The following is a 25,790-nucleotide window of genomic DNA, read 5'->3' as shown; positions in this document are numbered from 1 at the left end:
GACACAACATGAATACAGATACAAAAAAATTCGGAGATCGCAAAGTGTTGGCCTGTGTGGATCAGTCGCCCTATGCTGACCATGTGACGGATGCTGCAGCCTGGGCATCCATCAGAATGCAGGCGCCATTGGAACTTCTGCACGTCATTGACAAGGAGTCGTCAGCAGTACACAGCAACGACCACAGCGGCTCAATTGGCATCAATGCGCAGGAGACCTTACTCGGCAAACTGGCTGAAGACGACGCCATTGAAGCAAAAGCCGCTCGGGAGCAGGGGCGAATTTTTCTAAATCGATTGCGAGAACGTGCCCAGGCCACTGGGGTGCAGTCACCTGATATGCGTCAGCGACATGGTGAACTGGTTGAAACTCTGACTGAGCAACAGGCCGATGTGCGTTTGGTGGTGATGGGGCGGCGCGGCGAATCGGCTCAGACCACATCTCGCGACCTGGGCAGACACGTGGAACGGGTCGTACGCGCGATGGATCGGCCGATTCTGACGGTCACGAACAATTTCACAGCGCCGCAACGCGTGCTGATCGCCTTTGATGGTGGGTCAGCTGCCAGGCACGCCGTTGAGATGGTCGCCTCCAGCCCCTTGTTCAAGGGTATACCGTGCTACCTCTTTATGGTCGGAAAAGCTGAGGATAGGGATGCCTCGAAACAGCTTGATGCCGCGCAATCTGCGCTGGTGTCTGCTGGCATGGAATCCAATGCCTTTCTGATTACGGGCGATCCTGAGACCGCCATTGCCCGCGCCATTCAAGAACAACACATTGATATGCTGGTCATGGGTGCCTATACCCATTCGCCCATCAAAAGTCTTTTTGCTGGTAGCAAGACCACCGAATTGCTGAGATCTGCCCGTGTTCCGACAATGTTGCTGCGCTGATTTCATCTGAGAATGTATTGGACCTGTAACAAATGGACGTTACAGAATGACTTCAAAATTTGAATATGTTGACGGCAACTAACTCCGCAAAAAAGTTCGTGCAATCATCGCGACCGACAAAGGCGAGTTTCTCTTGATTCAGCCCCACGGTATAAGTCGGACACTTGGACTTTTGTAGGCGGTGGTGTCGAAGGTGGTGAGAGCGATGAGCAAGCAATTGTTCGAGAAATATTCGAAGAGACTGGCATTTGTGCGCTAGTGGAGTTGCATACGTCATCCGCTCGACACTGGTTCCGATTCTCAGACCAGATTAAAAGTACGCGCGCTTGACTACGACGGACAAATTGCAAAGGTCTTTTTCGTAATCGTGGATTCTGCATCTGTTGTCCAACTTCAGGCCGAAGAGATTCAGGCGTTTTGCTGGGCATCGGCGGTTGCTGTTGAGGAACTGATCAAAATTCCAGAACAGAGGGATCTTTTCAGAGAGGTTATTGCTCAGTTCAAAGATCACCCAATCGCTCGACATGTCGTAACAAGTGAATGACTGCCGGAGGCTTTCGGCACCATGACGAGGGCGCGTTCGATAAGTCCATATTTCAAACGTTCATAAATTAGGTCCGACCAATACACTTGCCCAGTTTTGTGAACGCCCAGTTTCAGTGCCCGTGCCCGTGGTGCGCTGTATCACGCTCTTCCATGCAACTGTGGCAAAACACCGCAGCTGGATCGTGCTCCAAGCGACTGGGGTCGATTTCTTCTTCGCACTGACAGCAAAGGCCATAAGTACCGGCATCGAGCCGATTCAGTGCAGCGTGCGCCTTTCGTTTTGACAACTGCAGACGCTCTGTCAATTCGTAGGCCATGGCCTGCTGTTGCAAAGCGTCCATCCGGGACAATCGACCGACGCTGGATTGGTCGAGGATCACCGTTTCACCAGCGCTATGTGAAGCCTGCAGGGACATCTCGCCTTTTTCGAGCTCATCAATCAGCCGTTGACGGAAATGGGAAAGATTCAAAGACATGGCGATACTCCCATGAGAGAAATGGAGATTCCGCTTGAATGTCCTTATGGATCAGGAACGCCAGGATGTCACAGAAGCGGAGGCGCTAGAGTGGCGCGGCCAGCTATGGTGGGGTGATCAAACGAATGCAGAGCAATGTTGATTTCCCCACAGAAGCGGTGATGGCTGTAAGTAGCCGTAATCCCGTGGCATTTTCCATGCCGCAATTGTATGAGAACGAAGGTAATACGTTTGTGAACGACCTCATTGGATGGACTCTGGGCTCCAAAACTAACAATTACCACCGGCTGGTATAGGGCGGGCAATGTGAGTTTTTGTAAGCCCGCTATCGCTGCGGACCTGACCGTGCAGGGGCTCGCCCGCCACAGCAGTTTTCTGTTACAGCGGCGAGGCCGCGGTGAACGCGATCTCCAGCAGGTAGTCGGGGCTGGCCATTTCGGCGCTGACGCACACGCGGGCCGGGGCGCAGCCTTGGGGCAGCCATTCGGCCCACAAGGCGTTGAAGGCGGCACGATCCGCCATGTGCTTGAGGTAAATGGTGGCCATGAGCAGGCGGGTTTTGTCCGACCCCACTTTGATCAGCGTAGCTTCGGCCTGTGCCAGCAGGGCGCGGGTCTGGCTTTCAATGTCGGTGCCGCTGTCGGGCACTTCCACAAAAAAGGCGGTGTGGCCGTGCACCACGGCGTCGGACCATTGGGCTTGGGGGTTGATGCGCGTGATGTTGGATTCTGGCATGGGTGTACTGCTGTGGGTCAAAACACCGCACAGTGTACGGGCGCGCCCCTGGCGCTTTGGTGCAGTCTTGCATGCTTTTCTTTGCTTCCACTTGCCATGCTGCGCTCCTGACATGCCTGACGATGCCAAGCTCCGGGCTTTTTTCTCCCTCGCTCCAGTTCAACCCGTCCCCTGTCACCCACCTACGCCGTTGAAGAAACCTGGCAGTTTCAGCGCAGCCGCATTTCCGCAGCCCTCGCATGAGCCTGCAGGCCTTCGCCATGGGCCAGCACCGAGGCAATCTGGCCCAAGGTCTGGGCACCGGCTTCGCTGACTTCGATCAGGCTGCTGCGCTTTTGAAAGTCGTAGACCCCCAGCGGCGATGAAAACCGCGCGGTGCCGCTGGTGGGCAGCACGTGGTTGGGGCCGGCGCAGTAGTCGCCCAGCGACTCGCTGGTGTAGGCGCCGAGAAAAATGGCGCCGGCGTGTTTCAGCAAAGGTTCCCAGCGGTGCGGGTCGCGGCTGGACACCTCCAGGTGTTCGGGCGCAATCCGGTTGCTGATGGCACAGGCTTCTTCCATGCTGCGCGTCAAAATCAAAGCGCCGCGGTCGGTGAGCGACTTGGCAATGATCTCGCGCCGTGGCATCTCGGGCAGCAGGCGGTTGATACTCATCTGCACCTGGTCGATGTAGGCCGCATCGGGGCACAACAAGATGCTTTGCGCCAGTTCGTCGTGCTCGGCCTGGCTGAACAAGTCCATGGCCACCCAGTCGGGTGGCGTGCTGCCGTCGGCCAGCACCAGAATCTCGCTGGGTCCGGCAATCATGTCGATGCCCACCGTGCCAAACACACGGCGCTTGGCGGCAGCCACATAGGCATTGCCGGGGCCGGTGATTTTGTCTACCTTGGGGATTGTTGCCGTGCCATAGGCCAGCGCCGCCACCGCCTGGGCACCACCAATGGTGAAGGCACGGGTGACACCGGCCACATAGGCGGCGGCTAGCACCAGGGCATTTTTCTCGCCTTTGGGCGTGGGCACCACCATGATGATTTCATCGACACCGGCCACATGGGCAGGTATGGCGTTCATCAGCACGCTGCTGGGGTAAGCGGCCTTGCCGCCCGGCACATAAATGCCGACCCGGTCCAGCGGCGTGACTTTCTGGCCCAGCAGCGTGCCGTCTTCGTCGCGGTAGCTCCAGCTTTCACCGCTGGCCTTGCGCTGGGCTTCGTGGTAGCTGCGCACGCGCGCCGCCGCCGCTTGCAGGGCCTCGCGCTGAACCGCTGGCAAGGCATCAAAAGCCACCTTGAGCTCGGCCTGGGTCAGTTCCAGCTCGGCCATCGCGCTGGCCTGCAGGCCGTCAAAACGCGCGGTGTAGTCCAGCACGGCGGCATCGCCACGCGTCTGAACATCGCGCAGAATATCAGCCACGCGCTGCTCAATGCCGGCATCGGTTTCAGCCGACCAATGCAGGCGCGCCTTGAAATCAGCCTCAAAAGTGCTGCTGGCGGTTGACAAGCGGGCGGGCGTGGCGAGCAGTGACATGGCATTCAATCCAAAATTATTTACCGATGGCCGAGGAAAAAGCATCAATGATCTTGCGGATGGGGGCCTGTTTGAGCTTGAGCGCGGCCTGGTTCACCACCAGACGCGAGCTGATGTCCATGATGTGCTCGACCTCGACCAGATGGTTGGCCTTGAGGGTGTTGCCGGTCGAGACCAGATCGACAATGGCATCAGCCATGCCCACCAGCGGCGCCAGTTCCATGCTGCCGTAGAGCTTGATCAGGTCCACATGCACGCCCTTGGCAGCAAAGAAGTCCCTTGAGATCGCCACGTATTTGGTGGCCACGGTCAGGCGCGAGCCTTTTTTGACGGCACTCGGGTAGTCAAAATCCGAGCGTACCGCCACACTGATGCGGCACTTGGCAATTTGCAGGTCGAGCGGCTGGTACAGGCCCTCGCTGCCGTGCTCCAGCAGCGTGTCCTTGCCGGTGATGCCGAGGTCGGCGCCGCCATATTGCACATAGGTGGGCACGTCGGTGGCGCGCACCACCAGCACCCGCACGTCGGGCTGGTTGGTGGTCAAAATGAGCTTGCGTGACTTTTCCGGGTCTTCCAGCACCTCGATCCCTGCGGCCTTCAGCAGCGGCAGGGTTTCTTCAAAAATGCGTCCTTTGGACAGGGCCAGGGTGATCATGCTTTGACCCGTTCAATGTCAGCGCCCAGACCGCGCAACTTGGCTTCCATCTGGTCGTAGCCACGGTCGAGGTGGTAAATGCGGTCCACCAGCGTCTCGCCCTCGGCCACCATTCCGGCGATCACCAGGCTGGCTGAGGCCCGCAGGTCAGTCGCCATCACGGTGGCGCCCGACAAGGCATGCACCCCATCGACAACCGCCACCTTGCCGTCGATCTGGATGTTGGCCCCGAGCCGCACCAGCTCGTTGACGTGCATGAATCGGTTTTCAAAAATGGTCTCGGTCACTATCGCCGAACCCTGCGCCACAGTGTTGAGCGCCATGAACTGGGCCTGCATGTCGGTCGGAAAACCGGGGTATTCGGTGGTGCGAAAGCTCTGTGCCTTGAGCTGCCGGGCACCGCCTGACTGCACCCGAATGCCATCGGCCACCTTGCTGACCGTGACACCCGCGTCACGCAGTTTTTCCACCACCGCTTCCAGGTGCTCGATACGGCCATGCTGTGCCACCACATCCCCACCCGTTGCAGCCACCGCGCATAAAAAGGTGCCGGTTTCAATGCGGTCGGCCACCACCTGGTGCGTGCAACCGTGCAAGGCGTCCACCCCCTGGATGACGATGCGACTGGTGCCGTGGCCTTCGATGCGGGCACCCATCTGGATCAGCATTTCGGCCAGATCCGGAATTTCGGGCTCCTGCGCGGCGTTTTCCAGTATGGTCTCACCCTCGGCCAGGCAAGCTGCCATCATGAAGTTTTCAGTGCCGGTGACGGTCACCATGTCGGTTGCAATGCGTGCACCCTTGAGGCGCGTGCGCCCTTGCGGCAGTTTGGCGACCATGTAGCCATGTTCAACCACGATTTCAGCCCCCATGGCCGTCAGCCCCTTGATGTGCTGGTCAACCGGGCGCGAACCAATGGCGCAGCCTCCTGGCAGCGACACGCGGGCGTGACCAAAGCGCGCCAGCAGCGGACCCAGCACCAGCACCGAGGCACGCATGGTCTTGACCAACTCGTAAGGCGCTTCGGGCGTGATGGCACCGGCGGCCTGCAAACTCATGCCTCCGCGCTCGCCGTGCGTCTGGGTCTGCACCCCCATGTGGTCGAGCAGCTTGCGCATGGTGGCCACGTCCTGCAGGCGCGGCACGTTGCGCAAGGTGACGGTCTCGGCGGTCAGCAAGGCCGCGCACAGCTCGGGCAGCGCGGCATTTTTGGCCCCGGAAATCATGACTGTGCCGTGCAAGGTCCGGCCGCCGCGAATGAGTAATTTATCCATGGCTTAGACCGGTTGTGCCGCCCATTCGGCGGGCGTGAAGGCTTTGATCGACAAGGCATGAACCTCATCGGTTTTCATCTTGTCGCCCAGGCAGGCGTAGACCCGCTGATGGCGCGCAATGGCACGTTTGCCGTCAAACTCGGGCGAGACCACGACGGCATACCAGTGGCGGCCGTCGCCTTCCAGCGTGAGGTAGTCACAAGCCAGGCCGGCGGCAATGAGTTGTTTGATTTGGTCAGCAGTCATATTGGAATCTCATAAAAATCAGGAACGAATTTTGTAACCCATGCGCAGCAGCAGCAGCGCCCACAGGCCAACGCCTGTTGTCGCCGCCGTCACGATACCCAGGCTGAGCCAGGGCGAGACATCGCTGACCCCGAAAAAGCCATAACGAAAACCGTCAATCATGTAGAAAAACGGATTGAAGTGGCTCACGGTCTGCCAAAACGGCGGCAAGGAATTGATGGAATAAAAAACGCCGCTCAGAAACGTCATGGGCATCACGGCAAAGTTCTGGAAAGCGGCCATTTGCTCAAACTTTTCTGACCACAAACCGGCCACCACACCCAAAGCACCCATCAGGGCAGACCCCAGCACCGCAAACAGCAGCGCCCACAGCGGTTGCACCACCGGTGGCACGGCAAAAATCAGCGACACCGCCAGCACGCCCAGGCCCACCACCAGACCACGCACCACCGCCGCACCGACATAGGCGACAAACCAGTGCCAGGCCGACAGGGGGGTGAGCAACAAGAACACCAGATTGCCCATGACCTTGCTGGCGACCAAAGACGATGAGCTGTTGGCAAAGGCGTTTTGCAACAGGCTCATCATGGCCAGCCCGGGAATCAAAAAGGCGGTGTAACTGACGTTGTCATAGACCCTGACGTGGGACTCGAGCGCCTGGCCAAAGACCAGCAAGTACAGCAGTGCGGTCAGGATCGGGCCGGTGATGGTTTGTGCCGCCACCCGCCAGAAACGCAGCACCTCTTTGTACAGGAGCATTTGCCAGCCGGTCATGCGGGGCTCCGATCGTCGCGTCCGGGGTGCTGTTGCATCACTTTTAAAAATACGTCTTCGAGGTCGGGACGTCGAATCTCGATGTCCTGCACCTGCAGACCCGCCTGGCGAATTTGAATCAGGTAGTGTTCGACGGCCAGGGCATCCTTGGCGGGCAATTGCACGACGCGCCCGGTGACACGCGCCAGGCGCGCCAGTTCGGGGGGCAGTTCGCCATCGACCGTGCAGCGCAACACATTGCCGGATGCCGCGCTGAGCAGGGCGCTGGTGCTGTCGAGCGCCACCACCTTGCCCGTTTTCAACATGGCAATGCGGCCGCACAGGGCCTCCGCCTCTTCCAGGTAATGGGTGGTCAACAAGACGGTATGGCCCTGTTTGTTGAGCTTGGCAATAAAGTGCCACAGCGTTTGGCGCAACTCCACGTCGACGCCGGCGGTGGGCTCGTCCAGCACGATCACGGGCGGCTTGTGCACCAGCGCCAGCGCCACCAGCACGCGGCGCTTCATGCCGCCAGAAAGCGCGCGCATGTTGGCATTGGCCTTGTCAGTGAGCCCCAGGTTGTCGAGCAGTTCGTCAACCCAGGCTGCGTTGTGCTTGACGCCGAAGTAGCCCGACTGAAACAGCAGCGCTTCGCGGACATTGAAAAAGGGGTCGAACACCAGTTCTTGCGGCACCACACCCAAGGCACGGCGGGCGGCGGCAAAGTCTGTTTGCACGTCATGACCCATGACGCTGACGCGCCCGGAGCTGGCTTTGGCCAGACCCGCCAAAATAGTGATCATGGTGGTTTTGCCCGCACCATTGGGGCCGAGCAAACCAAAAAATTCACCCTGTTCAACGGCCAGACTCACCTCATCAAGGGCGAGAAAGGTGCCGCCCTGCGGGCCGCGTGGTGAGGGATAGCGCTTGGAGACGGACTGGAATGAAATGGCGGGCATGGGGCCGCTATTTTACCGGGGCATCAGGCCGCTGACGGCAGCAATTCAGCAATGCCGTATAAAGCAGCCAAGTCTTGCAGGCGTTGCGGAGCGTTCTTGACCACGAGTTTTTTGCCCATTTTGAGAACATTCCTGCGCACTTCAAGCAGCACCGCCAGGGCCGCCGAGTCAAAGCGGCTCAGATCCCCGGCATCGAGCACCAGCTCGGCCCCTGGCTCATTGTCCAGGGTCCTGGACAAGCTTGCCAGACAGGCAACAGCACTGGTGTGGGTAATCGCCTCAGGCAACACCAACATATCAACCTTTGGCCGGTTTGGCATTGGCTACAGCGTTGGATTTGTTGCGCTCGGTCAGCGTGGCAATCAAGCCATCAATGCCCTTGGCACTGATTTCCTGGGCAAACTGACTACGGTAGGTTTCCACCAGCCAAACGCCCAGCACATTGAGGTTGTAAATTTTCCAGCCAGCACCCACACCCGGCGTTTTTTCAAGACGGTAGTCCAATTGCACCGGATCGCCACGGCCGGTGATCAGTGTGCGCACGATCACTTCCTTGTCATCTGGCGCAGCGCGCAGGGGTTTGACACTGAAACTCAGATTTTTGGCCTGACTCATGGCCCCGGAATAGGTGCGCACCAACAGGGTCTTGAACTCAGACTCAAGGCGCTTGCGTTGCTCCGGGGTCGCCTGACGCCAGCCGGGACCAACGGCAGAAGCGGTCATGCGCTGGAAGTTCAGGTGGGGCATGACCTTTTCGTCAACCAGTTCGATGATGCGCGCCACGTCGCCCGCCTGCACCGCCTTGTCAGCCTGCATGGTGTCAAGGGCTTCCCGGGTCAGCCGCTCAATCAGCGCATCAGGTGCTTCGTCTGCAGCATGCACCGGCACCGACATGAACAAACTGGCAGTGACGGCCAGCAGCCATTGGTTTAAAAAACGTCTGTTCATGGTCTATTGTTCCCAAAGCTCATTTGACTTCATTTTCTTCTGTTGGTTCAAACGGCTCGCTGTCATCAGGCGGATAACCGTCATGCACGGCATTTAGACGGCGCTGCAAAAAGGCATCGCGGGTAAAGGTGTAGGGATCCAGCGCGACTTGATCCAATATGTTGGAGGCTTCCAGTAAACGCGACCGTTGGTTCAACAAATTCACGGCGGTCAGTGTGTAGCGCGTCAAATCATGATCAATCCCCGCAACAAAATTTCCATAGGCGTTGATCGGTGACGCCGCGGTGTCGCGCAAGGTGGATGGCCCCAGCAAAGGCAGGATCAGATAGGGGCCAGCGCCCACCCCCCAATAACCCAGCGTCTGGCCGAAGTCTTCGCTTTGCCGCTCGACTTGCATCTCGGAGGCGATGTCCAGCACACCGCCAAAACCAAGGAACGTGTTGACGCCAAAACGCACCAGGCTGTTACCTGCCGCCTCACCCTTGAGTTGCAGGCTGTTGTTGACGAACGACCATGCATCCTGCAGGTTGGCAAAAAAATTACTCACGCCAGTGCGAACCGGCGACGGCAAGACATCGCGGTAAACGGTGGCGGCCGGTTTGACCACAGCCCGGTCCACGACGTCATTGAACTGGTACACACCCCGATTGAAGGGCTCCAGCGGGTCGCGCGGATTGGCGTTGGGCCCCGTGGCACAGCCGCTCAACATGAGCACGAACAGCGCCAGACCCGCCCACAAGCTGTGGCTCATCCTGCCATTTGTTGAAATGCGAAAATATCTCATTGTTTTCCCTGACTCGAATTCCCATCCGCTGGCTCTGCGGCTTTACTGAACAAAAACTGGCTGATGAGGTTTTCCAGCACCACGGCTGACTGGGTGCTGGATATGGTGTCACCGGCCACCAGCGTCTTGTCCTCTGCGCCGGGTTCAATCCCCAGGTACTGCTCGCCCAGCAAACCACTGGTCAGGATTTTGAGTGAGCTGTCCTTGGGAAACACATAACGGCTCTCGAGCGCCAGTGTCACCACCGCCTGGAACGACTTGTCATCAAAGACAATGTTTTCAACCCGGCCGACGACGACCCCGGCACTGCGCACCGCCGCCTTGGGCTTGACGCCGCCGACATTGTCAAACTTGGCCTTGACGATGTAGGTTTTCTGGAAACTCAGGCTCAGCAGGTTGGCGGATTGCAGGGCCAAAAACAAAATGGCCGCGGCGCCGATCAACACAAAAATACCAACCCAGACATCATTTTTTGAACGTTGCATAAAACTTCCTCTTAATCAGTTGGGGACAGGGCTGGTGCGCTTCGCGTCACTTCGGTATTTCCCACAAGGTCTTCTCATTAAATCGTGAACATCATGGCGGTCAGGATGAAATCCAGACCCAGCACGGCAAGCGACGCCACCACCACGGTGCGGGTGGTGGCACTGGCCACACCTTCTGGCGTGGGCTGGGCTTCAAAGCCCTGCAGCAGCGCGACAAAGGTCACGGTAAAGCCAAACACAATGCTTTTGATGACGCCGTTACCCACGTCCTGCCAGACATCCACGCCACCCTGAATCTGGCTCCAGAACGAGCCGGCGTCGACCCCGATCATGAGCACGCCCACGACCCAGCCGCCAATGATGCCCATGGCGCTGAACACCGCGGCCAGCAGCGGCATGACGATCACACCGGCCCAGAAACGCGGCGCCAGAATGCGCTGCACCGGATCAACCGCCATCATTTCCATGACACTGATCTGCTCACCCGCCTTCATCAGACCGATCTCGGCGGTCAGTGAGGTGCCGGCCCGCCCGGCAAACAACAAGGCGGTGACCACCGGCCCGAGTTCACGCACCAAACTGAGCGCGACCAGCAGACCCAGGGCCTCCGAAGAACCATAACGCTGCAAGGTGTAATAGCCCTGCAAGCCGAAGACAAAACCAACAAACAGACCCGACACCGCAATGATGGCGAGCGAATAATTGCCCAAAAAGTGAATCTGGTCACGAATCAGGCCAAAACGCTTCAGACTGCCCGGCAGGGTGGTAAGCAGGCGCACGAAAAGCCGCGCGCCCAAACCCATATTCGCCAGCTGGTTGCGCGTGGCCAAGCCGATGTCGACAGGTTTGTACCAACTCATACGCAGGCCTCCACACCAAAATCTTCAACAATCGACGGGCCCGGGTAATGAAAACGGACTGGTCCGTCGGCCAAGGCATTCACATACTGGTAGACCAGCGGGTCGGCGCTTTGACGCACCTGCTCGGGCGTGCCCTGCATGGCAATTTTGCCATTGGCCAGAATGATCACATGGTCAGAAATGGTAAACGTTTGTTCCAGCTCGTGCGAGACAAAGACGCTGGTGAGCCCCATCGAGTCATTGAGCTGACGGATCAGCCGCGCTGCGGTACCGAGCGAAATCGGGTCCAGCCCCGAAAAAGGCTCGTCATACATCACCAGCTCGGGGTCGAGCGCAATGGCGCGCGCCAGCGCAATGCGCCGCGCCATGCCACCCGACAGATCGCTTGGCATCAGGTCGTGCGCGCCGCGCAGGCCGACGGCATTGAGCTTCATCAGCACGATGTCCCGAATCAGCGCTTCGGGCAGATCGGTGTGTTCACGCAGGGGAAAAGCGACGTTGTCAAACACCGACAAGTCGGCAAACAGCGCACCAAACTGGAACAACATGCCCATGCGACGACGCGCCGCATAGATTTGCGATTGATTCATGGGCGTGACATCCTGCCCGTCAAACAGCACCTGGCCGGACTGCGCCCGGTTCTGGCCGCCCATCAAACGCAGGATGGTGGTCTTGCCGCCCCCCGAGGCGCCCATGAGCGCCGTCACCTTGCCGCGCGGGATTGACAGGGATACGTCGTCCAGAATCACCCGCTCCCCATAGCCGAAGGTGAGGTTGCGTAATTCGACAAGCGCGTCTGAAGAAGAAAGGGCCATAAATAAAAAGAAAGGCCGGGGATGCCCGGCCTGTCGATCATAAGGGATTACACCTATGAACGATTAGAGGCGGTCTTCAAAACCACCCAATCAGCGCGGCAGATCACTGAAGCCCATCAGGAATTCATCGACCGAACGGGCGGCCTGGCGGCCCTCGCGGATGGCCCAGACCACCAGGCTTTGGCCGCGACGCATGTCACCGGCGGCAAACACCTTGGCAACATTGGTGGCGTAACCGCCGGTGAAATCGGTGCTGGCGCGGGCATTGCCACGGGCATCCTTGTCGACTCCAAAGGCATCGAGCACGGTGGCCACCGGATTGACAAAACCCATGGCCAGCAACACCAGGTCGGCCTTGTAGGTTTTCTCGGTGCCAGGAACTTCGACCATCTTGCCGTCCTTGAGCTCGATGTGCACGGTTTTGAGGCCGGTCAGCTTGCCTTTTTCACCGATGAATTCCTTGGTGGAAATGGCGAATTCACGCACACAACCTTCATCGTGGCTGGAGCTGGTGCGCAACTTCATGGGCCAGTAGGGCCAAGTCAGCGGCCGGTTTTCTTCCGCCGGCGGTTGCGGCATGACCTCGAACTGGGTCACGCTGACAGCGCCATGGCGGTTGCTGGTGCCGACGCAGTCGGAACCCGTGTCACCGCCACCGATGACGATGACGTGTTTGCCGTCGGCGCGCAACTGGTTTTTGAGCTTGTCACCGGCGTTGACCTTGTTTTGCTGTGGCAGGAATTCCATCGCAAAATAAACGCCGTCCAGGTCGCGTCCGGGCACCGGCAGATCGCGCGACTGCTCGGCGCCCCCGGTGAGCAGCACGGCGTCAAACTCGGCCTGCAACTGGGCGGGGGAAATGGTTTCCTTGGCCCAATTGGTCACCTTGGAGCTCTTGGGCAGCTCGCCGACCAGCACGCTGGTGCGGATCGTCACGCCTTCGGCCTTGAGCTGCTCAACCCGGCGGTCGATGTGCGTTTTTTCCATCTTGAAGTCGGGAATGCCGTAGCGCAGCAAGCCACCCACCCGGTCATTTTTTTCGAACAGGGTGACGTCATGGCCGGCACGGGCCAACTGCTGCGCGGCCGCCATGCCCGCCGGGCCGGAGCCCACCACGGCCACTTTTTTGCCGGTCCTGATCTGGGCCGGCTGCGCCTTGACCCAGCCGCTTTCCCAGGCGCGGTCGATGATGGCGTGCTCGATCGACTTGATGCCGACGGCACTGTCATTCACATTCAGGGTGCAGGCCGCTTCACAAGGCGCCGGACAGATGCGCCCGGTGAACTCGGGGAAGTTGTTGGTGCTGTGCAGCACGTCAATGGCCTCTTTCCAGTCACCCTGATAGACCAGGTCATTGAAGTCCGGAATGATGTTGTTGACCGGGCAACCATTGTTGCAAAACGGCGTGCCGCAGTCCATGCAGCGCGCAGCTTGCGTGCTGGCGGCCTGGTCGTCCAGGCCGATGACGAATTCCTTGTAGTTTTTCAGGCGCTCGGGTACGGGCTTGTAGCCCTCTTCGAGACGCTCGTATTCCATGAAACCGGTAACTTTTCCCATGATATTTTTCCTTTGTCACTAACGTCAAGGAATCGTCATTGCGAGAAGCGAAGCGACGTGGCAATCCATAACTGCATGGATTGCCGCGCTACGCTCGCAATGACGATCGCTCACAACTGCTCTCACGAACTTTCTATCGTCCCAAAACCGTTTCTTTTTTTGTCGCGGCCTGCGCTCGATCCACCTTGGCTTGTGCCCCTTTTTTGGCATGGAGCTCACCCAGCGCACGCTTGTACTCGATCGGGAACACCTTGACGAACTTGAGCCGTGAGGTCTCCCAGTTGTCGAGCAGCTCCCGGGCCCGGCGGCTGCCGGTCCAGCGGTTGTGGTCGGCCAGCATTTGCTTGAGCTGCTCTTCGTCGCTCAGACCCCGATGCCACAGGCTGGCATCCAGCGCTTCCTGCTGCTCGGCCGTGGTCAGCACTTTTTCCAGTTTCACCATGGCCGTGTTGCAGCGTTTGGCAAACTTGCCATCTTCGTCATAGACGTAGGCAATGCCGCCGCTCATGCCGGCGGCAAAGTTGCGCCCCGTCACGCCCAGCACCACCACGGTGCCGCCGGTCATGTATTCACAACCATGGTCGCCGGTGCCTTCCACCACGGCGCTGGCACCCGACAGGCGCACGGCAAAGCGCTCGCCGGCGACACCGCTGAAGAAGGCCTCGCCACTGGTGGCGCCGAACATCACGGTGTTGCCGACAATGGTGTTCTTGACGGCATCGCCGCGGAAGTCGATGCTGGGGCGCACCACCACGCGGCCGCCGCTCAAACCCTTGCCGGTGTAATCGTTGGCATCGCCAATCATGTAGAGCGTGATGCCGCGTGCCAGGAAGGCACCAAAAGACTGGCCACCGGTGCCTTCGAGCTGGATGCGGATGGTGTCATCAGGCAGCCCATCGGGGTGCACCTTGGTGACCGCGCCCGAGAGCATGGCGCCCACCGAACGGTTCACATTGCGCGCCACCTCGATGAATTGCACGCGCTCGCCCTTGTCGATGGCGGCACGGCTCTTGGCAATCAGCACGTTGTCGAGCGCCTTTTCAAGACCGTGGTCCTGCGCCTCGAACTGGAAGCGCGGCACATCGGCCGGCACGTTGGGCTGGGCAAACAGGCGGCTGAAATCCAGGCCGCTGGCTTTCCAGTGGTCGAGCCCGGGGCGCGTGTCGAGCAAATCCGAGCGGCCGATCATGTCGTCAAATTTGCGGATGCCCAGTTGCGCCATGATCTGGCGCACTTCTTCGGCAATGAAGAAGAAATAGTTCACCACATGCTCGGGTTTGCCCGAGAACTTCTGGCGCAACAGCGGGTCTTGCGTGGCCACGCCCACCGGGCAGGTGTTGAGGTGGCACTTGCGCATCATGATGCAGCCCTCGACCACCAGCGGCGCGGTGGCAAAGCCGAACTCGTCGGCGCCCAGCAGAGCGCCAATGGCGACGTCGCGGCCGGTTTTCATCTGGCCGTCGGCCTGCACCCGGATACGGCTGCGCAGACGGTTGAGCACCAGCGTTTGCTGCGTTTCAGCCAGGCCGATTTCCCACGGGCTGCCGGCGTGCTTGATGGACGACCAGGGCGAGGCACCGGTGCCGCCGTCATGACCGGCAATCACCACATGGTCGGCCTTGCACTTGGCAACGCCGGCGGCAATCGTGCCGACGCCAATCTCACTGACCAGCTTGACGCTGATGTCCGCCTTGGGAGCGACATTTTTCAGGTCGTGAATCAGTTGCGCCAGGTCTTCAATCGAATAAATGTCATGGTGCGGCGGCGGCGAGATCAAACCGACACCGGGCACCGAGTGGCGCAAACGGCCGATGTACTCGGTCACCTTGGCGCCGGGCAACTGGCCGCCCTCGCCGGGCTTGGCGCCTTGCGCCATCTTGATCTGGATCTGGTCGGCGCTGCCCAGATACTCGGCCGTGACACCGAAGCGGCCTGAAGCCACCTGCTTGATGCGCGAGCGCAGCGAGTCGGTCGGCAGCAGCGGGATGTCGACCTCGACCACGTCATGACCAATGATGTCGGCCATGGTCTGGCCCTGCTTGATCGGAATGCCCTTGAGTTCCTGGCGGTAACGCTGCTGGTCTTCACCGCCCTCGCCGGTGTTGCTCTTGCCGCCGATGCGGTTCATGGCAATGGCCAGCGTGGCGTGTGCTTCGGTCGAGATCGAGCCCAGCGACATGGCGCCAGTGGCAAAGCGCTTGACGATCTCCTTGGCCGGCTCGACCAGGTCCAGCGGGATCGCCTTGGCGGGATCGATCTTGAACTCGAACAGGCCGCGCAGCGTCATGTGGCGCTTGCTCTGGTCGTTGACGAGCTGGGCGTATTCCTTGTAGGTGTTCCAGTTGTTGGCACGCGTGCTGTGCTGCAGTTTGGCAATCGCGTCGGGCGTCCACATGTGCTCTTCGCCGCGCGCGCGCCAGGCGTACTCGCCGCCGGCGTCGAGGCGGTTGGCCAGCACCGGGTCGGCGCTGTAAGCGGCCTTGTGCATGCGGATGGCTTCTTCGGCGATCTGGAACACGCCGATGCCTTCAACCTTGCTGGGCGTGCCGGTGAAGTATTTGTCGATGGTGTCGGTGGACAGGCCAATGGCTTCGAACAACTGCGCACCGCAATAGCTCATGTAGGTGGACACGCCCATTTTTGACATGATCTTGGACAGCCCCTTGCCCACCGCCTTGACGTAGTTGTAAATGGCTTTGTCGGCGTTCAGGTCTCCGGGCAGGTCCTTGCAGATGCTGGCCAGGGTTTCCATCGCCAGGTAGGGATGGATCGCCTCGGCGCCATAACCCGCCAGTACGCCAAAGTGGTGCACCTCACGCGCCGTGCCGGTTTCAACCACCAGGCCCGCCGTGGTGCGCAGACCCTCGCGCACCAGGTGCTGGTGAATGGCCGACAGCGCAAGCAGGGCCGGAATGGCCACTTGGGTGGCGCTGATGCCGCGGTCGCTGATGATCAGGATGTTGTTGCCGTTCTTGATGGCGTCCACCGCCTCGGCGCACAGCGAGGCCAGCTTGGCCTCGACACCTTCACGGCCCCAGGTCAAGGGGTAGCTGATGTCGATGGTGTAGCTGTGAAACTTGCCATGGGTGTGTTTGGCGATGTCGCGCAACTTGGCCATGTCGGCAAAATTGAGCACCGGCTGGCTCACCTCCAGGCGCATCGGCGGATTGACCTGGTTGATGTCGAGCAGGTTGGGTTTGGGGCCGATAAACGACACCAGGCTCATCACGATGGCTTCGCGGATCGGGTCGATCGGCGGGTTCGTCACCTGCGCGAACAGTTGCTTGAAGTAGTTGTAGAGCGGTTTGTTCTTGTCCGACAGCACCGCCAGCGGGCTGTCGTTGCCCATCGAACCAATGGCTTCTTCACCGTTGGCCGCCATCGGTGCGATCAAAAACTTGAGGTCTTCCTGGGTGAAGCCAAATGCCTGCTGGCGGTCCAGCAAGGTGCCTTCGGACTCGGCCGCGCTGGCGGGCTCGCCGCCGCCCTGGATGTCGTCCAGACGAATACGCAGGTTTTCAATCCACTGCTTGTACGGCTTGCTGTTGGCCAGGGTGGACTTGAGTTCTTCGTCGTCCACCATGCGGCCCTGCTCCAGGTCGATCATGAACATCTTGCCGGGCTGCAGGCGCCACTTGCGCACAATCTTGTTCTCGGGGAAAGGCAACACGCCGGACTCGGAAGCCATCACCACCAGATCATCATCGGTGATGCAGTAGCGTGACGGGCGCAAGCCGTTGCGGTCCAGCGTGGCGCCGATCTGGCGGCCGTCGGTGAAGACGATGCTGGCCGGGCCGTCCCACGGCTCGAGCATGGCGGCGTGGTATTCGTAGAAGGCGCGGCGGCGCTCGTCCATGCCGGTGTGCTGTTCCCAGGGTTCCGGGATCATCATCATCACGGCCTGGCTGATCGGGTAACCGGCCATGGTCAGCAACTCAAGGCAGTTGTCAAAGGTGGCGGTGTCGGACTGGGTGGGGAAGCTGATGGGGTACAGCTTTTGCAGGTCGGCGCCCAGCACCGGTGAGCTCATGACACCCTCACGCGCTTTCATCCAGTTGTAGTTCCCCTTGACGGTGTTGATCTCACCGTTGTGCGCCACATAGCGGTAGGGGTGGGCCAGCGGCCACTCGGGGAAGGTGTTGGTGGAAAAGCGTTGGTGCACCAGACCCAGCGCAGACACGCAGCGCTGGTCTTTCAGGTCAAGGTAATAGGTACCGACCTGGTCGGCCAGCAACAGGCCCTTGTAAATCACCGTGCGGCTCGACATGCTGGGCACGTAATACTCTTTGCTGTGCTTGAGCTTGAGCGCCTGGATATGGGCGCTGGCAGTCTTGCGGATCACATAGAGCTTGCGCTCCAGCGCGTCCTGCACGATCACATCATTGCCGCGACCAATAAAGAGCTGGCGCAGGATGGGTTCCTTTTTGCGCACATTGGGCGACATCGGCATGTCACGGTCCACCGGCACATCACGCCAGCCCAACAGCACCTGGCCCTCGGCCTCGACCGCACGCTCCAGCTCCTGCTCGCAAGCCTGGCGACTGGCGTGCTCCTTGGGCAAAAACACCATGCCCACGCCGTATTCACCGGGTGGCGGCAGGGTGACGCCCTGCGCCGCCATTTCTTCGCGGTACAGCGCATCGGGCAACTGGATCAAAATGCCGGCGCCGTCGCCCATGAGCTTGTCGGCGCCCACGGCACCGCGGTGGTCGAGGTTCTCAAGAATCTTGAGCGCATTTTTGACGATGTCATGCGACTTGACGCCCTTGATGTGGGCCACAAAACCAACCCCGCAAGCGTCATGCTCTTGTGCGGCTGAATACAAACCGTTGTCCTGGAGATGCTTGATCTCGGCTGCCGTCGTCATGGGAGCGCTCCTAAAAATTTCAGAAAAGTGAACTTTACCGCATTGCAGCATTTATGCCAAACAAATTAATTGGGGTCAGATTCCAATTAATTTTTAAAAAAATAGTTTTATATTTAATTAGGGACACATCAAAATAAGTAGCTATACAACATCCAAATAAAGCCATTCCAGGCTTATTTAGCGATAGATTTATTGACAAAAAATGGGCGCCCAGCGCCTGTTTTGACGACGCGTCGCTCGGTTCTTTTTTGTAAATCAGCCACAAAATCCGCATCCCCCAAGGCCCAACCGCTCAAAGTAGCCTGCGTGATGGCGGTCTGCTGCACCGGGCTGATGCCGCTTTGCACCAATTCGGCGTACGCGGCTTCACGCGCAAAGGGTGTGTTGCCCAGCTCCCATACCAGTGCATGCGGGGTGATCAATCGGTCAGCGCGTACACCAAGGTAATGCAAATGGCTGGACCAGGGGTAGTCCTGCGGCTGCGTCACCAGCCCGGCACGCACCGGATTGAGGTCAATGTAGGCCATGCAGGCCAACAGATATCGGTCGGTCTGAATCAGGGTCGACTTGTAGCGCCCCTCCCACAAGGTGCCCGTGCGTTTGTGCGTGTTATTGAAAAAGCGCACATAACTGCGCCCCACCGCCTGCATCATTTTGGGCAAACCGTCATTTGTTTGCGGCGTGGCCAGCAAGTGGAAATGGTTGCTCATGAGCACATACGCGTGCAAGGCGACACTGAATTTCTTGGCGTTTTCTTCAATCAGGTCGAGCAACACCCGGTAATCAGCGGCCGTGGAAAAAATGGCCTGCTTGTTGTTGCCGCGCTGAATCACATGGTGCGGATAGCCCGGCAGGGTGAGTCGAGGAAGGCGCGCCATTTACCTGGGGGCTTTGGCAATGCGGACCTTGCCGCCCGTGGTGACCAGGATCACGGCATCGCCGGGAACAAATACTTCTGTGCCCCTGGCCTGCACCACGGCGCGGCGCTCGCCGCCTTTGAGTTGAACCAGCAACTCTGTGGCATCTTCGCGTGTGCTCATGCGCTCGATGGCGTTACCTGCCGCGGCACCGGCCACGCCCACGAGCAAGCCAATCACGTTGCTCTCAGCGCTGGAGCCGCCGCGTGTGGCGCCCGCCACGGCACCTGTAACACCACCCACCGCCGCACCAATACCGCTCTGGCTGCCATCCACCACCACATTGCGGACCGACAGCACCACGCCGTCTTCAACCTTTGACAGACGCTGGGCATCGCCGCGTTGAATGACATCTGGACTGCTGCTGGCACAGGCAAGCAACAAACTCGCAGAAATGGCCGATAGCAAACTTTGAATCCATCGTTTCATGATTGACTCCAATTTAAACTCAAATGGCACACACATCAGACTTGATCGCCAGGATCGTCTGGCAGCAATGGCGCATTGTCGGGCAGCTCTGTAAAGCGGGTATGAAGCAGCTCGCACAGTCCAAACTCTGTCAACAAGGCATGCAGTCGCTGGCCTGCGGCGCGCTTCTTCTGCCCCGTATAGCGCGCCATGATGAGCTCGTTTTTCATGCTGTGCTCCCACCCCACCAACTCGGTCACCGTAACCTGATAGCCGCAGGCCTCGAGATACAGGCAGCGCAGCACGTTGCTGATCTGGCTGCCCATTTCACGGGTATGCAACGGGTGGCGCCACAGTTCCGACAGGGGCGTGCGTGACAACGACAGCGCCTTGTGCTGGCTCAGCACCCGCGCCACTTCGGCCTGGCAGCAGGGCACCAGCACCATGAAGCGGGCCTGTTTTTGCAGGCCAAAGGCAATCGCATCGTCGGTGGCGGTGTCGCAGGCGTGCAGGGCCGTGACCATGTCAATGCGCGCCGGCAATTGCGCAGACTGGGCCGACTCAGCCACCGTGAGGTTCAGAAACGACATGCGCTCAAAACCCAATCGGCGGGCCAGTTCCTGGGACTTCTGCACCAGTTCAGGGCGGGTCTCGATGCCGTAAATATGCCCCTTGGCACGGCCCTTGAAAAACAGGTCATACAGGATGAAGCCCAAATACGACTTGCCCGCACCATGATCGGCCAGGGTGATGCCTGCATCGCCCAACTCCAGCAGCAGCTTCTCGATGAACTGGTACAGGTGATACACCTGCTTGAGTTTGCGCCGTGAATCCTGGTTGAGCTTGCCGTCACGCGTCAGGATGTGCAGTTCCTTGAGCAACTCAATGGATTGACCGGGACGGATGTCGTCGGGCAAAGTCGGCGGCACAGATGCCACAGGCGGGTTGCGCTGGATTTTTTCAGGTTTTCGATGTGTCATGAACCGATGATGCCACGACCGCATCGCCAACTGCGGTGGCATCCACCTTGAGCGCAGCCCAACCTTCAGACCCAAGTCGCTCCATGGTTTGCATGTTCACCTCGAAAATGGATTCGGGATCAGGAAAAGCCGCCACCGCGCGGTCAATACTGTCTTCACGCAGCAGGTGCAGCGTGGGGTAAGGCGAGCGGTTGGTGAAGTTGGTGATGTCGTCCTCCAAGGTCCCGGCAAACTGATACCTGGGGTGCAGCGAAGCGATTTGCAGCACACCGTCAAGGTCCAGCTCTGCCAGTGCCTGCTCGGCCTGGGCCAGAAAGTCATTGAAATCCAGAAAATCATGCATGCAGTCCGGCGCCATCAATAGCGTGGTATCCCGTTCTTTTGGATCGGTGGCGACAAGGTTTTTCAACTCGGAAACCAGGTCGTCGAGCAAGTCATGGGCAGTGGAGGCACGGCTGACTGCGTAATGCACCTGCCCCTTGACATGCACGCTTTTGGCAAACGGGCACAGGTTGAGGCCGATCACGGCGCGTTCCAGCCAGGCCCGGGTATCAGCTATCACGAGATCGTGGGGGATCATGCCAGCAACCTCAAGCCTGTCAGGCGTTCATGTTCGCGCAGTGCAAAACGGTCGGTCATGCCGGCAATATAGTCCGCCACGATGCGTGCCAAAGCACGTCCGTGCACCAGCCCCGTCGCCTGCGCCGCAGCCAATCGACGGTGGTGGCTCTCGGGCATGTTGCCGGGCTGCGCCAAATAACGCTGAAACAAATCGCGCACCACCTGCTGCGCCTGCCCGGTGGTCTCCAGCACCTGCGGGTGGCGGTACAGTTTTTCCAGCAAAAAACTTTTCAGCGTTTGCGATTGCTCGCGCATGGCAGCACTGAATCGAATCAGCGGGGGCGAATGACGCACCGCATCGACCGTCCCCGGCACCGCCGTTTGCAGTGCGCCCTGCGTCGCATGAATGACGTCATAGACCTGCGCGCTCAACATGCGGCGAATCGACTCGTAAAGCAGGCGCCGCCCCTGCGCCTTGTCCTGCAACTGCGGATACGCCTCTTGCGTTTGTCGCCTGAAATCATCAAACAGTGGCACTTGCTGCAACTGCGCCAGCGTGATCAGCCCGGAACGCACGCCATCATCAATGTCGTGCGCGTTGTAGGCAATCTCATCGGCCAGATTGCACAACTGAGCCTCCAGACTGGGCTGGGTGCGCTCCAGAAAACGCCGCCCTACCCCGCTTGGCTCGGCGCGCTCAAGCTGCTCGGCATGGTGACGCGAGCAGTGCTTGAGGATGCCTTCACGCGTTTCGAACGTCAGGTTCAAGCCGTCAAACTCGGGGTAACGCTCTTCCAGATGGTCCACCACGCGCAGACTTTGCAGGTTGTGCTCAAAGCCGCCAAAGTCGGCCATGCAGGCGTTGAGCGTGTCCTGGCCGGCATGGCCAAAAGGCGTGTGGCCCAAGTCGTGTGCCAGCGCGATGGCTTCGACCAGATCTTCGTTGAGTCGCAAGGAGCGGGCGATCGAACGCCCCAGTTGCGCGACTTCGAGCGAATGCGTCAGCCGGGTGCGAAACAGGTCGCCTTCGTGGTTCAAAAAGACCTGGGTTTTATAAACCAGGCGCCGAAACGCCGTGCTGTGCACAATGCGGTCGCGGTCACGCTGGTAGTCGGTACGGGTGGGCGCCGGCGCCTGCGGGTAGCGCCGCCCGCGCGACTTTGCCGGGTCACAGGCATAGGGAGCCAGGGTCATGGCTTGAGCGTCAGCCGGCACAACACGCGTCGATCACCTTGCGCACCACATCGTCCGGCGCGGCGCGCACCGACGCCCGGCCAGGCTGCTCAATGACGACAAACTTGATCTCTCCGGCTTCGCTCTTTTTGTCGAGCCGCATCAGTTCCAGATAACGCCCGGCGTTGTCAGTGTCGGCCAGGCGCGGGGCCTTGACTGGCAGGCCGGCCTTTTGGATCAAATGCACCAATCGGTTGACAAAAAATGCATCCACCAAGCCCAAACGCTGCGACAAATGTGCCGCCATCACCATGCCGCAACCCACAGCCTCGCCATGCAGCCACTCGCCATAACCCAGTCCTGCCTCAATGGCATGGCCAAAAGTGTGGCCAAAATTAAGAATGGCGCGCAAACCCGACTCGCGCTCGTCCTGCCCCACCACATCGGCCTTGATCTCACAACTGCGTTTGACGATGTGCGCCAGCGCGGCTGGATCACGCGCCAGCACGGCGTCCATGTTGGCCTCCAGCCAGGCCAGAAAATCCATGTCGGCAATCGGCCCGTATTTGATGACCTCGGCCAGGCCGGCGCTAAGTTCGCGCTCGGGCAGGGTCTTGAGCGTATCCAGATCACAGACCACCTTGAGCGGCTGGTAAAACGCGCCAATCATGTTCTTGCCCAGCGGGTGGTTGATGGCGGTTTTGCCGCCCACGGATGAATCCACCTGCGCCAGCAAGGTGGTGGGCACCTGCACAAACGGCACGCCGCGCATGAAGCTGGCGGCGGCAAAGCCGGTCATGTCGCCAACCACGCCGCCGCCGAGTGCGAAGAGTATGGTTTTGCGGTCGCAGCCATGGCTCAGCAAGGCATCGAAAATCAGGTTCAGGTTGTCCCATGTCTTGAAGGCTTCACCATCGGGCAGCACCACCGTGTGAATCTGCGGGTATTTGCCAGACAAGGCCCGCTGCAGCCGCTCGGCATACAAGGGCGCCACCGTGGTATTGGTGACAATCAGCGCGCTGTGTGCCGCCGGCAGTTCAGCGTAACTCAAGGGGTTGTCAAACAGCGAGCCACGGATGGCGATGTGGTAGCTGCGCTCAGCCAGGTCAATGGCAACGGTTTGGAGGTCGGAGGAATGCATGGCCCGGAGTTTAGCGAACTGGGCAAGAGGCGAACAGTCAGCGGCAGCTCTATGCCCCCAGCATGTCAAGCTGCATCACGATCATCGTGACCAAAGTGGCCACCGAGGGGCGGCCGGTATCGACATGAAAGTGCGCTGTTTCGCGATACAAGGGGTCGCGCTGGGCGTACAAATCCCGCAGTCGTTGCAGCGGGTCGGCGACTTGCAGCAAAGGCCGGCTTTTGTCGTGCCGCAGGCGCCGAAACAAATCGTCGGGCGACGAATTCAAATAAACAACCTGGCTCCGGCTGTGCAGGTTCTGGCGATTTTCCGGCCGCAACACGGCGCCACCGCCGGTGGACAAAACGGCTGCCGGGTTCTGTGTGAGTTCGTCGATGACCGAGGCTTCCAGGTCGCGAAAGCGAACCTCCCCCTCGCGCTCGAAATACTCACGGATAGAGCAGCCAAGCTGCTGCTCTATCACATGGTCGGAGTCAAAGAAGGGAAGTTGCAACCGCCGGGCAAGTTGTCGCCCGACGGTGGATTTTCCTGAGCCGGGCAGGCCGATGAGGGAGATCACACAAAAGTAATTGCTTAATAGCTATAAGGTGAGGCGGGAAGGCTGCATGGCTCAAGATCACCACGGAGCGCGCTCAACCGGAATATCGTCGATTTTCTGGTCTCAGTTCCGTTGGAACTCACTGTTGCAGTCAATTTATTCACTACCCAAAGTGCAGAACCCTTCAGATATGTCAAATTAAACGCTGCGATACCGTTTGTATCAGTCGTCACAGTTGCCGGAATTCCTCCACCATCAGAGTTAGATGGTGTCAACCCAAGATCCAAAGTCCCAGTTGGAGGTGGTGCAATAGAAGGGCAACTTCCTGCATCTATGGCCGAAGGGAGCAGCGTACGTGTTCCATCTTCACCAACATCCCTAGAGCCATTGCCATTCACATCCTCTGAACAATAGGTGAATTCAGGCGTGCAGGCTGGACCTGTACTGAAAGCAACGGGGTTCATACGCAAAGTCACCACTTGACCAGGCACAGGATTGTTATTTGCATCCGTAACCTGAACGGAATACGCATGCACATACAAAGTCTTGTCAGAACTCTCCCCCAACACAGAAGCCGGACCAAAGGCTACAGACAAAGGCGCTCCGCCTACGGTTAACAAGATGTCGTTACCAGAAGGAACAATACCAGTCTGAGCCAAAGGGTTAGGATAATTAGGAGTAGTTGAATCAAGGTTCAGGATAGTGGCGGTAATCACAATCCCGTTTGGTATTGATGCCACTGTGCCGGAAGTGAATGTCGCAACCGCAAAACCAGCGCTATTGGTATAGGCAAGCGCCGGGGACAAGGATTCACCAGCCCCTGGCCCGCCCGTCATGGTGAAAAGGATTGGAGCTTTGGCAACGGCCTGATCCTTTGAACCATCGTATGCTATCGCCCGAGCCACGAGGGTTAGCGAGTTTTGACTACCATCTGCCAACGAGATAGGCAGCGTAGTTTGACTTGCGTTTAGAAGGATTTTGTTAGCAGCTGACACTGGGGGCGATACCACGATGGTTACATTCGCAGTGTTCTTCAAATTATCAATGACGGTAACAGTTGCAATACCTGCCTGAGCCGCAGTCAGTTTTGCAGTTGCCGTCCCTGCTGGTGGCACTGCGATACTTTGACTTGCTTGTCCGTTGGCAAAAGTACCCAGAGTTGTTGCAAAAGTGACCGATGTGGCACCAGCTGGTGCAGAAACGGTAATATCTTCAGATACATTGGTTACCAGCACAGAATTATTAGTTGGAGATGTTATCGCCAAAACAACTGCTGGAGCACCACTGGTATATGCCTGAGATTTGGCATCACCCAACGCAGATACATTCACAATGGCGTTACCTGCCTTCAATCCAGAAACCGTGACCTGTGCAACACCCGCACTATTGGTTTTTGCCGAAGCCACATTCAATCCAAGCACCAGTGGATCAGTTGCAGCAAAAGAAACATCCACGCCTGATAGAGATGTACCAGAAAAACTCTTGACCGTGGCACTCAGCGTTGAAGTCGCACCACCAACGATCAACGAGGTGCTACCGACATTGGTTAAAGCAATGCTGGCACCTACAACTTTGATTTGAGTGGTAACCGGACTTGCTGAGCAATTCGTACACGATGCCGTGATTGTTGACACCCGGTTCGTTTGATCCGAAGACACCGCTGTGATGGTTACTGTGGCTCCTGTTGCGGTGG

The 25,790-nt window shown here is 59.0% G+C and carries 25 protein-coding genes and 1 pseudogene; 2 read left to right on the top strand and 24 right to left on the bottom strand.

The window, feature by feature from the left end; genetic code table 11:
* Nucleotides 1-8 precede the first annotated feature (8 nt).
* Both NDI87_RS04040 and NDI87_RS17480 read left to right on the top strand, forming a co-directional pair.
* Complete coding sequence (locus tag NDI87_RS04040) at nt 9-893, top strand: universal stress protein (protein WP_296273519.1); 885 nt, start codon at nt 9-11, stop codon at nt 891-893.
* A gap of 159 nt (nt 894-1,052) precedes the next feature.
* A pseudogene (locus NDI87_RS17480) lies at nt 1,053-1,223 on the top strand (NUDIX domain-containing protein); the annotation flags it as partial.
* 326 nt (nt 1,224-1,549) lie between these two features.
* Here the strand turns inward: NDI87_RS17480 and NDI87_RS04035 are convergent.
* The 24 genes from NDI87_RS04035 to NDI87_RS03920 all read right to left on the bottom strand — a co-directional run.
* Complete coding sequence (locus tag NDI87_RS04035) at nt 1,550-1,915, bottom strand: TraR/DksA C4-type zinc finger protein (RefSeq protein WP_296273518.1); 366 nt, start codon at nt 1,913-1,915, stop codon at nt 1,550-1,552.
* A 378-nt stretch (nt 1,916-2,293) separates the two neighbouring features.
* Nucleotides 2,294-2,650 (bottom strand): RidA family protein, encoded by a 357-nt coding sequence (locus NDI87_RS04030; protein WP_296273517.1) that lies wholly within the window; start codon nt 2,648-2,650, stop codon nt 2,294-2,296.
* 209 nt (nt 2,651-2,859) lie between these two features.
* Entirely contained in the window at nt 2,860-4,176 is a 1,317-nt protein-coding gene (gene hisD / locus NDI87_RS04025; RefSeq protein ID WP_296273516.1) for a histidinol dehydrogenase, read from the bottom strand.
* A 16-nt stretch (nt 4,177-4,192) separates the two neighbouring features.
* On the bottom strand, nt 4,193-4,831 hold the full coding sequence (gene hisG / locus NDI87_RS04020) for an ATP phosphoribosyltransferase (protein WP_296273515.1): 639 nt from the start codon (nt 4,829-4,831) through the stop codon (nt 4,193-4,195).
* Complete coding sequence (murA, locus tag NDI87_RS04015; protein WP_296273514.1) at nt 4,828-6,105, bottom strand: UDP-N-acetylglucosamine 1-carboxyvinyltransferase; 1,278 nt, start codon at nt 6,103-6,105, stop codon at nt 4,828-4,830. The genes hisG and murA overlap by 4 nt, the downstream gene beginning before the upstream one ends.
* A gap of 3 nt (nt 6,106-6,108) precedes the next feature.
* Nucleotides 6,109-6,351: a BolA family protein gene (locus NDI87_RS04010; protein ID WP_296273513.1), complete on the bottom strand. Its 243-nt coding sequence runs from the start codon at nt 6,349-6,351 to the stop codon at nt 6,109-6,111.
* A gap of 18 nt (nt 6,352-6,369) precedes the next feature.
* Nucleotides 6,370-7,125: an ABC transporter permease gene (locus NDI87_RS04005; protein ID WP_296273512.1), complete on the bottom strand. Its 756-nt coding sequence runs from the start codon at nt 7,123-7,125 to the stop codon at nt 6,370-6,372.
* A complete protein-coding gene (locus NDI87_RS04000) occupies nt 7,122-8,063 on the bottom strand; it encodes an ABC transporter ATP-binding protein (RefSeq protein WP_296273511.1) in 942 nt (313 codons plus the stop codon). Before NDI87_RS04000 ends, NDI87_RS04005 begins: the two co-directional genes overlap by 4 nt.
* 23 nt (nt 8,064-8,086) lie before the next feature.
* Nucleotides 8,087-8,359, bottom strand: a complete 273-nt coding sequence (locus NDI87_RS03995) for an STAS domain-containing protein (protein WP_296273510.1) — start codon at nt 8,357-8,359, stop codon at nt 8,087-8,089.
* A 1-nt stretch (nt 8,360) separates the two neighbouring features.
* Entirely contained in the window at nt 8,361-9,011 is a 651-nt protein-coding gene (locus tag NDI87_RS03990) for an ABC transporter substrate-binding protein (protein WP_296273509.1), read from the bottom strand.
* Nucleotides 9,012-9,030: 19 nt separating this feature from the next.
* Nucleotides 9,031-9,762, bottom strand: a complete 732-nt coding sequence (locus NDI87_RS03985; protein WP_296273508.1) for a VacJ family lipoprotein — start codon at nt 9,760-9,762, stop codon at nt 9,031-9,033.
* A gap of 29 nt (nt 9,763-9,791) precedes the next feature.
* Complete coding sequence (mlaD, locus tag NDI87_RS03980) at nt 9,792-10,280, bottom strand: outer membrane lipid asymmetry maintenance protein MlaD (protein WP_296273507.1); 489 nt, start codon at nt 10,278-10,280, stop codon at nt 9,792-9,794.
* Nucleotides 10,281-10,357: 77 nt separating this feature from the next.
* Complete coding sequence (mlaE, locus tag NDI87_RS03975; protein WP_296273506.1) at nt 10,358-11,140, bottom strand: lipid asymmetry maintenance ABC transporter permease subunit MlaE; 783 nt, start codon at nt 11,138-11,140, stop codon at nt 10,358-10,360.
* On the bottom strand, nt 11,137-11,955 hold the full coding sequence (locus tag NDI87_RS03970; RefSeq protein WP_296273505.1) for an ABC transporter ATP-binding protein: 819 nt from the start codon (nt 11,953-11,955) through the stop codon (nt 11,137-11,139). The genes mlaE and NDI87_RS03970 overlap by 4 nt, the downstream gene beginning before the upstream one ends.
* Nucleotides 11,956-12,045: 90 nt before the next feature.
* Entirely contained in the window at nt 12,046-13,512 is a 1,467-nt protein-coding gene (locus tag NDI87_RS03965; protein ID WP_296273504.1) for a glutamate synthase subunit beta, read from the bottom strand.
* 133 nt (nt 13,513-13,645) lie between these two features.
* A complete protein-coding gene (locus NDI87_RS03960) occupies nt 13,646-18,379 on the bottom strand; it encodes a glutamate synthase-related protein (protein ID WP_296273503.1) in 4,734 nt (1,577 codons plus the stop codon).
* A gap of 173 nt (nt 18,380-18,552) precedes the next feature.
* Nucleotides 18,553-19,257, bottom strand: a complete 705-nt coding sequence (locus NDI87_RS03955; protein ID WP_296273502.1) for a transposase — start codon at nt 19,255-19,257, stop codon at nt 18,553-18,555.
* Entirely contained in the window at nt 19,258-19,725 is a 468-nt protein-coding gene (locus tag NDI87_RS03950; protein WP_296273501.1) for a hypothetical protein, read from the bottom strand.
* 35 nt (nt 19,726-19,760) lie between these two features.
* On the bottom strand, nt 19,761-20,684 hold the full coding sequence (locus tag NDI87_RS03945) for an SAM-dependent methyltransferase (RefSeq protein ID WP_296273500.1): 924 nt from the start codon (nt 20,682-20,684) through the stop codon (nt 19,761-19,763).
* On the bottom strand, nt 20,665-21,264 hold the full coding sequence (locus tag NDI87_RS03940; protein ID WP_296273499.1) for a DUF1415 domain-containing protein: 600 nt from the start codon (nt 21,262-21,264) through the stop codon (nt 20,665-20,667). Before NDI87_RS03940 ends, NDI87_RS03945 begins: the two co-directional genes overlap by 20 nt.
* Complete coding sequence (locus NDI87_RS03935) at nt 21,261-22,439, bottom strand: deoxyguanosinetriphosphate triphosphohydrolase (protein ID WP_296273498.1); 1,179 nt, start codon at nt 22,437-22,439, stop codon at nt 21,261-21,263. The genes NDI87_RS03940 and NDI87_RS03935 overlap by 4 nt, the downstream gene beginning before the upstream one ends.
* Before the next feature lie 10 nt (nt 22,440-22,449).
* Entirely contained in the window at nt 22,450-23,559 is a 1,110-nt protein-coding gene (gene aroB, locus NDI87_RS03930; protein WP_296273497.1) for a 3-dehydroquinate synthase, read from the bottom strand.
* 49 nt (nt 23,560-23,608) lie between these two features.
* Nucleotides 23,609-24,118, bottom strand: coding sequence for a shikimate kinase (locus tag NDI87_RS03925; protein ID WP_296273496.1), 510 nt, complete (start codon nt 24,116-24,118; stop codon nt 23,609-23,611).
* A 14-nt stretch (nt 24,119-24,132) separates the two neighbouring features.
* On the bottom strand, nt 24,133-25,790 hold a 1,658-nt coding region (locus NDI87_RS03920), incomplete at its 5' end, for a hypothetical protein (protein ID WP_296273495.1).

The sequence above is a fragment of the Rhodoferax sp. genome, assembly GCF_023701345.1.
Classification (GTDB): domain Bacteria; phylum Pseudomonadota; class Gammaproteobacteria; order Burkholderiales; family Burkholderiaceae_C; genus Rhodoferax.
The sequence above is the reverse complement of the archived record's forward strand: the minus strand, read 5'-3'. Positions and strand labels throughout refer to the sequence as shown.

What these genes read in the sequence shown, in the direction of transcription:
- NDI87_RS03955 (WP_296273502.1), bottom strand. Translation starts at nt 19,257, where the DNA reads ATGGCGCGCCTTCCTCGACTCACCCTGCCGGGCTATCCGCACCATGTG.
- NDI87_RS03990 (WP_296273509.1), bottom strand. Translation starts at nt 9,011, where the DNA reads ATGAACAGACGTTTTTTAAACCAATGGCTGCTGGCCGTCACTGCCAGT.
- mlaD (WP_296273507.1), bottom strand. Translation starts at nt 10,280, where the DNA reads ATGCAACGTTCAAAAAATGATGTCTGGGTTGGTATTTTTGTGTTGATC.
- NDI87_RS03965 (WP_296273504.1), bottom strand. Translation starts at nt 13,512, where the DNA reads ATGGGAAAAGTTACCGGTTTCATGGAATACGAGCGTCTCGAAGAGGGC.
- NDI87_RS03935 (WP_296273498.1), bottom strand. Translation starts at nt 22,439, where the DNA reads ATGACCCTGGCTCCCTATGCCTGTGACCCGGCAAAGTCGCGCGGGCGG.
- murA (WP_296273514.1), bottom strand. Translation starts at nt 6,105, where the DNA reads ATGGATAAATTACTCATTCGCGGCGGCCGGACCTTGCACGGCACAGTC.
- hisD (WP_296273516.1), bottom strand. Translation starts at nt 4,176, where the DNA reads ATGTCACTGCTCGCCACGCCCGCCCGCTTGTCAACCGCCAGCAGCACT.
- NDI87_RS03950 (WP_296273501.1), bottom strand. Translation starts at nt 19,725, where the DNA reads ATGAAACGATGGATTCAAAGTTTGCTATCGGCCATTTCTGCGAGTTTG.
- hisG (WP_296273515.1), bottom strand. Translation starts at nt 4,831, where the DNA reads ATGATCACCCTGGCCCTGTCCAAAGGACGCATTTTTGAAGAAACCCTG.
- NDI87_RS04010 (WP_296273513.1), bottom strand. Translation starts at nt 6,351, where the DNA reads ATGACTGCTGACCAAATCAAACAACTCATTGCCGCCGGCCTGGCTTGT.
- aroB (WP_296273497.1), bottom strand. Translation starts at nt 23,559, where the DNA reads ATGCATTCCTCCGACCTCCAAACCGTTGCCATTGACCTGGCTGAGCGC.
- NDI87_RS03995 (WP_296273510.1), bottom strand. Translation starts at nt 8,359, where the DNA reads ATGTTGGTGTTGCCTGAGGCGATTACCCACACCAGTGCTGTTGCCTGT.
- NDI87_RS03985 (WP_296273508.1), bottom strand. Translation starts at nt 9,762, where the DNA reads ATGAGCCACAGCTTGTGGGCGGGTCTGGCGCTGTTCGTGCTCATGTTG.
- mlaE (WP_296273506.1), bottom strand. Translation starts at nt 11,140, where the DNA reads ATGAGTTGGTACAAACCTGTCGACATCGGCTTGGCCACGCGCAACCAG.
- NDI87_RS03960 (WP_296273503.1), bottom strand. Translation starts at nt 18,379, where the DNA reads ATGACGACGGCAGCCGAGATCAAGCATCTCCAGGACAACGGTTTGTAT.
- NDI87_RS04030 (WP_296273517.1), bottom strand. Translation starts at nt 2,650, where the DNA reads ATGCCAGAATCCAACATCACGCGCATCAACCCCCAAGCCCAATGGTCC.
- NDI87_RS03970 (WP_296273505.1), bottom strand. Translation starts at nt 11,955, where the DNA reads ATGGCCCTTTCTTCTTCAGACGCGCTTGTCGAATTACGCAACCTCACC.
- NDI87_RS04005 (WP_296273512.1), bottom strand. Translation starts at nt 7,125, where the DNA reads ATGACCGGCTGGCAAATGCTCCTGTACAAAGAGGTGCTGCGTTTCTGG.
- NDI87_RS03940 (WP_296273499.1), bottom strand. Translation starts at nt 21,264, where the DNA reads ATGATCCCCCACGATCTCGTGATAGCTGATACCCGGGCCTGGCTGGAA.
- NDI87_RS03945 (WP_296273500.1), bottom strand. Translation starts at nt 20,684, where the DNA reads ATGACACATCGAAAACCTGAAAAAATCCAGCGCAACCCGCCTGTGGCA.
- NDI87_RS04040 (WP_296273519.1), top strand. Translation starts at nt 9, where the DNA reads ATGAATACAGATACAAAAAAATTCGGAGATCGCAAAGTGTTGGCCTGT.
- NDI87_RS04000 (WP_296273511.1), bottom strand. Translation starts at nt 8,063, where the DNA reads ATGCCCGCCATTTCATTCCAGTCCGTCTCCAAGCGCTATCCCTCACCA.
- NDI87_RS04035 (WP_296273518.1), bottom strand. Translation starts at nt 1,915, where the DNA reads ATGTCTTTGAATCTTTCCCATTTCCGTCAACGGCTGATTGATGAGCTC.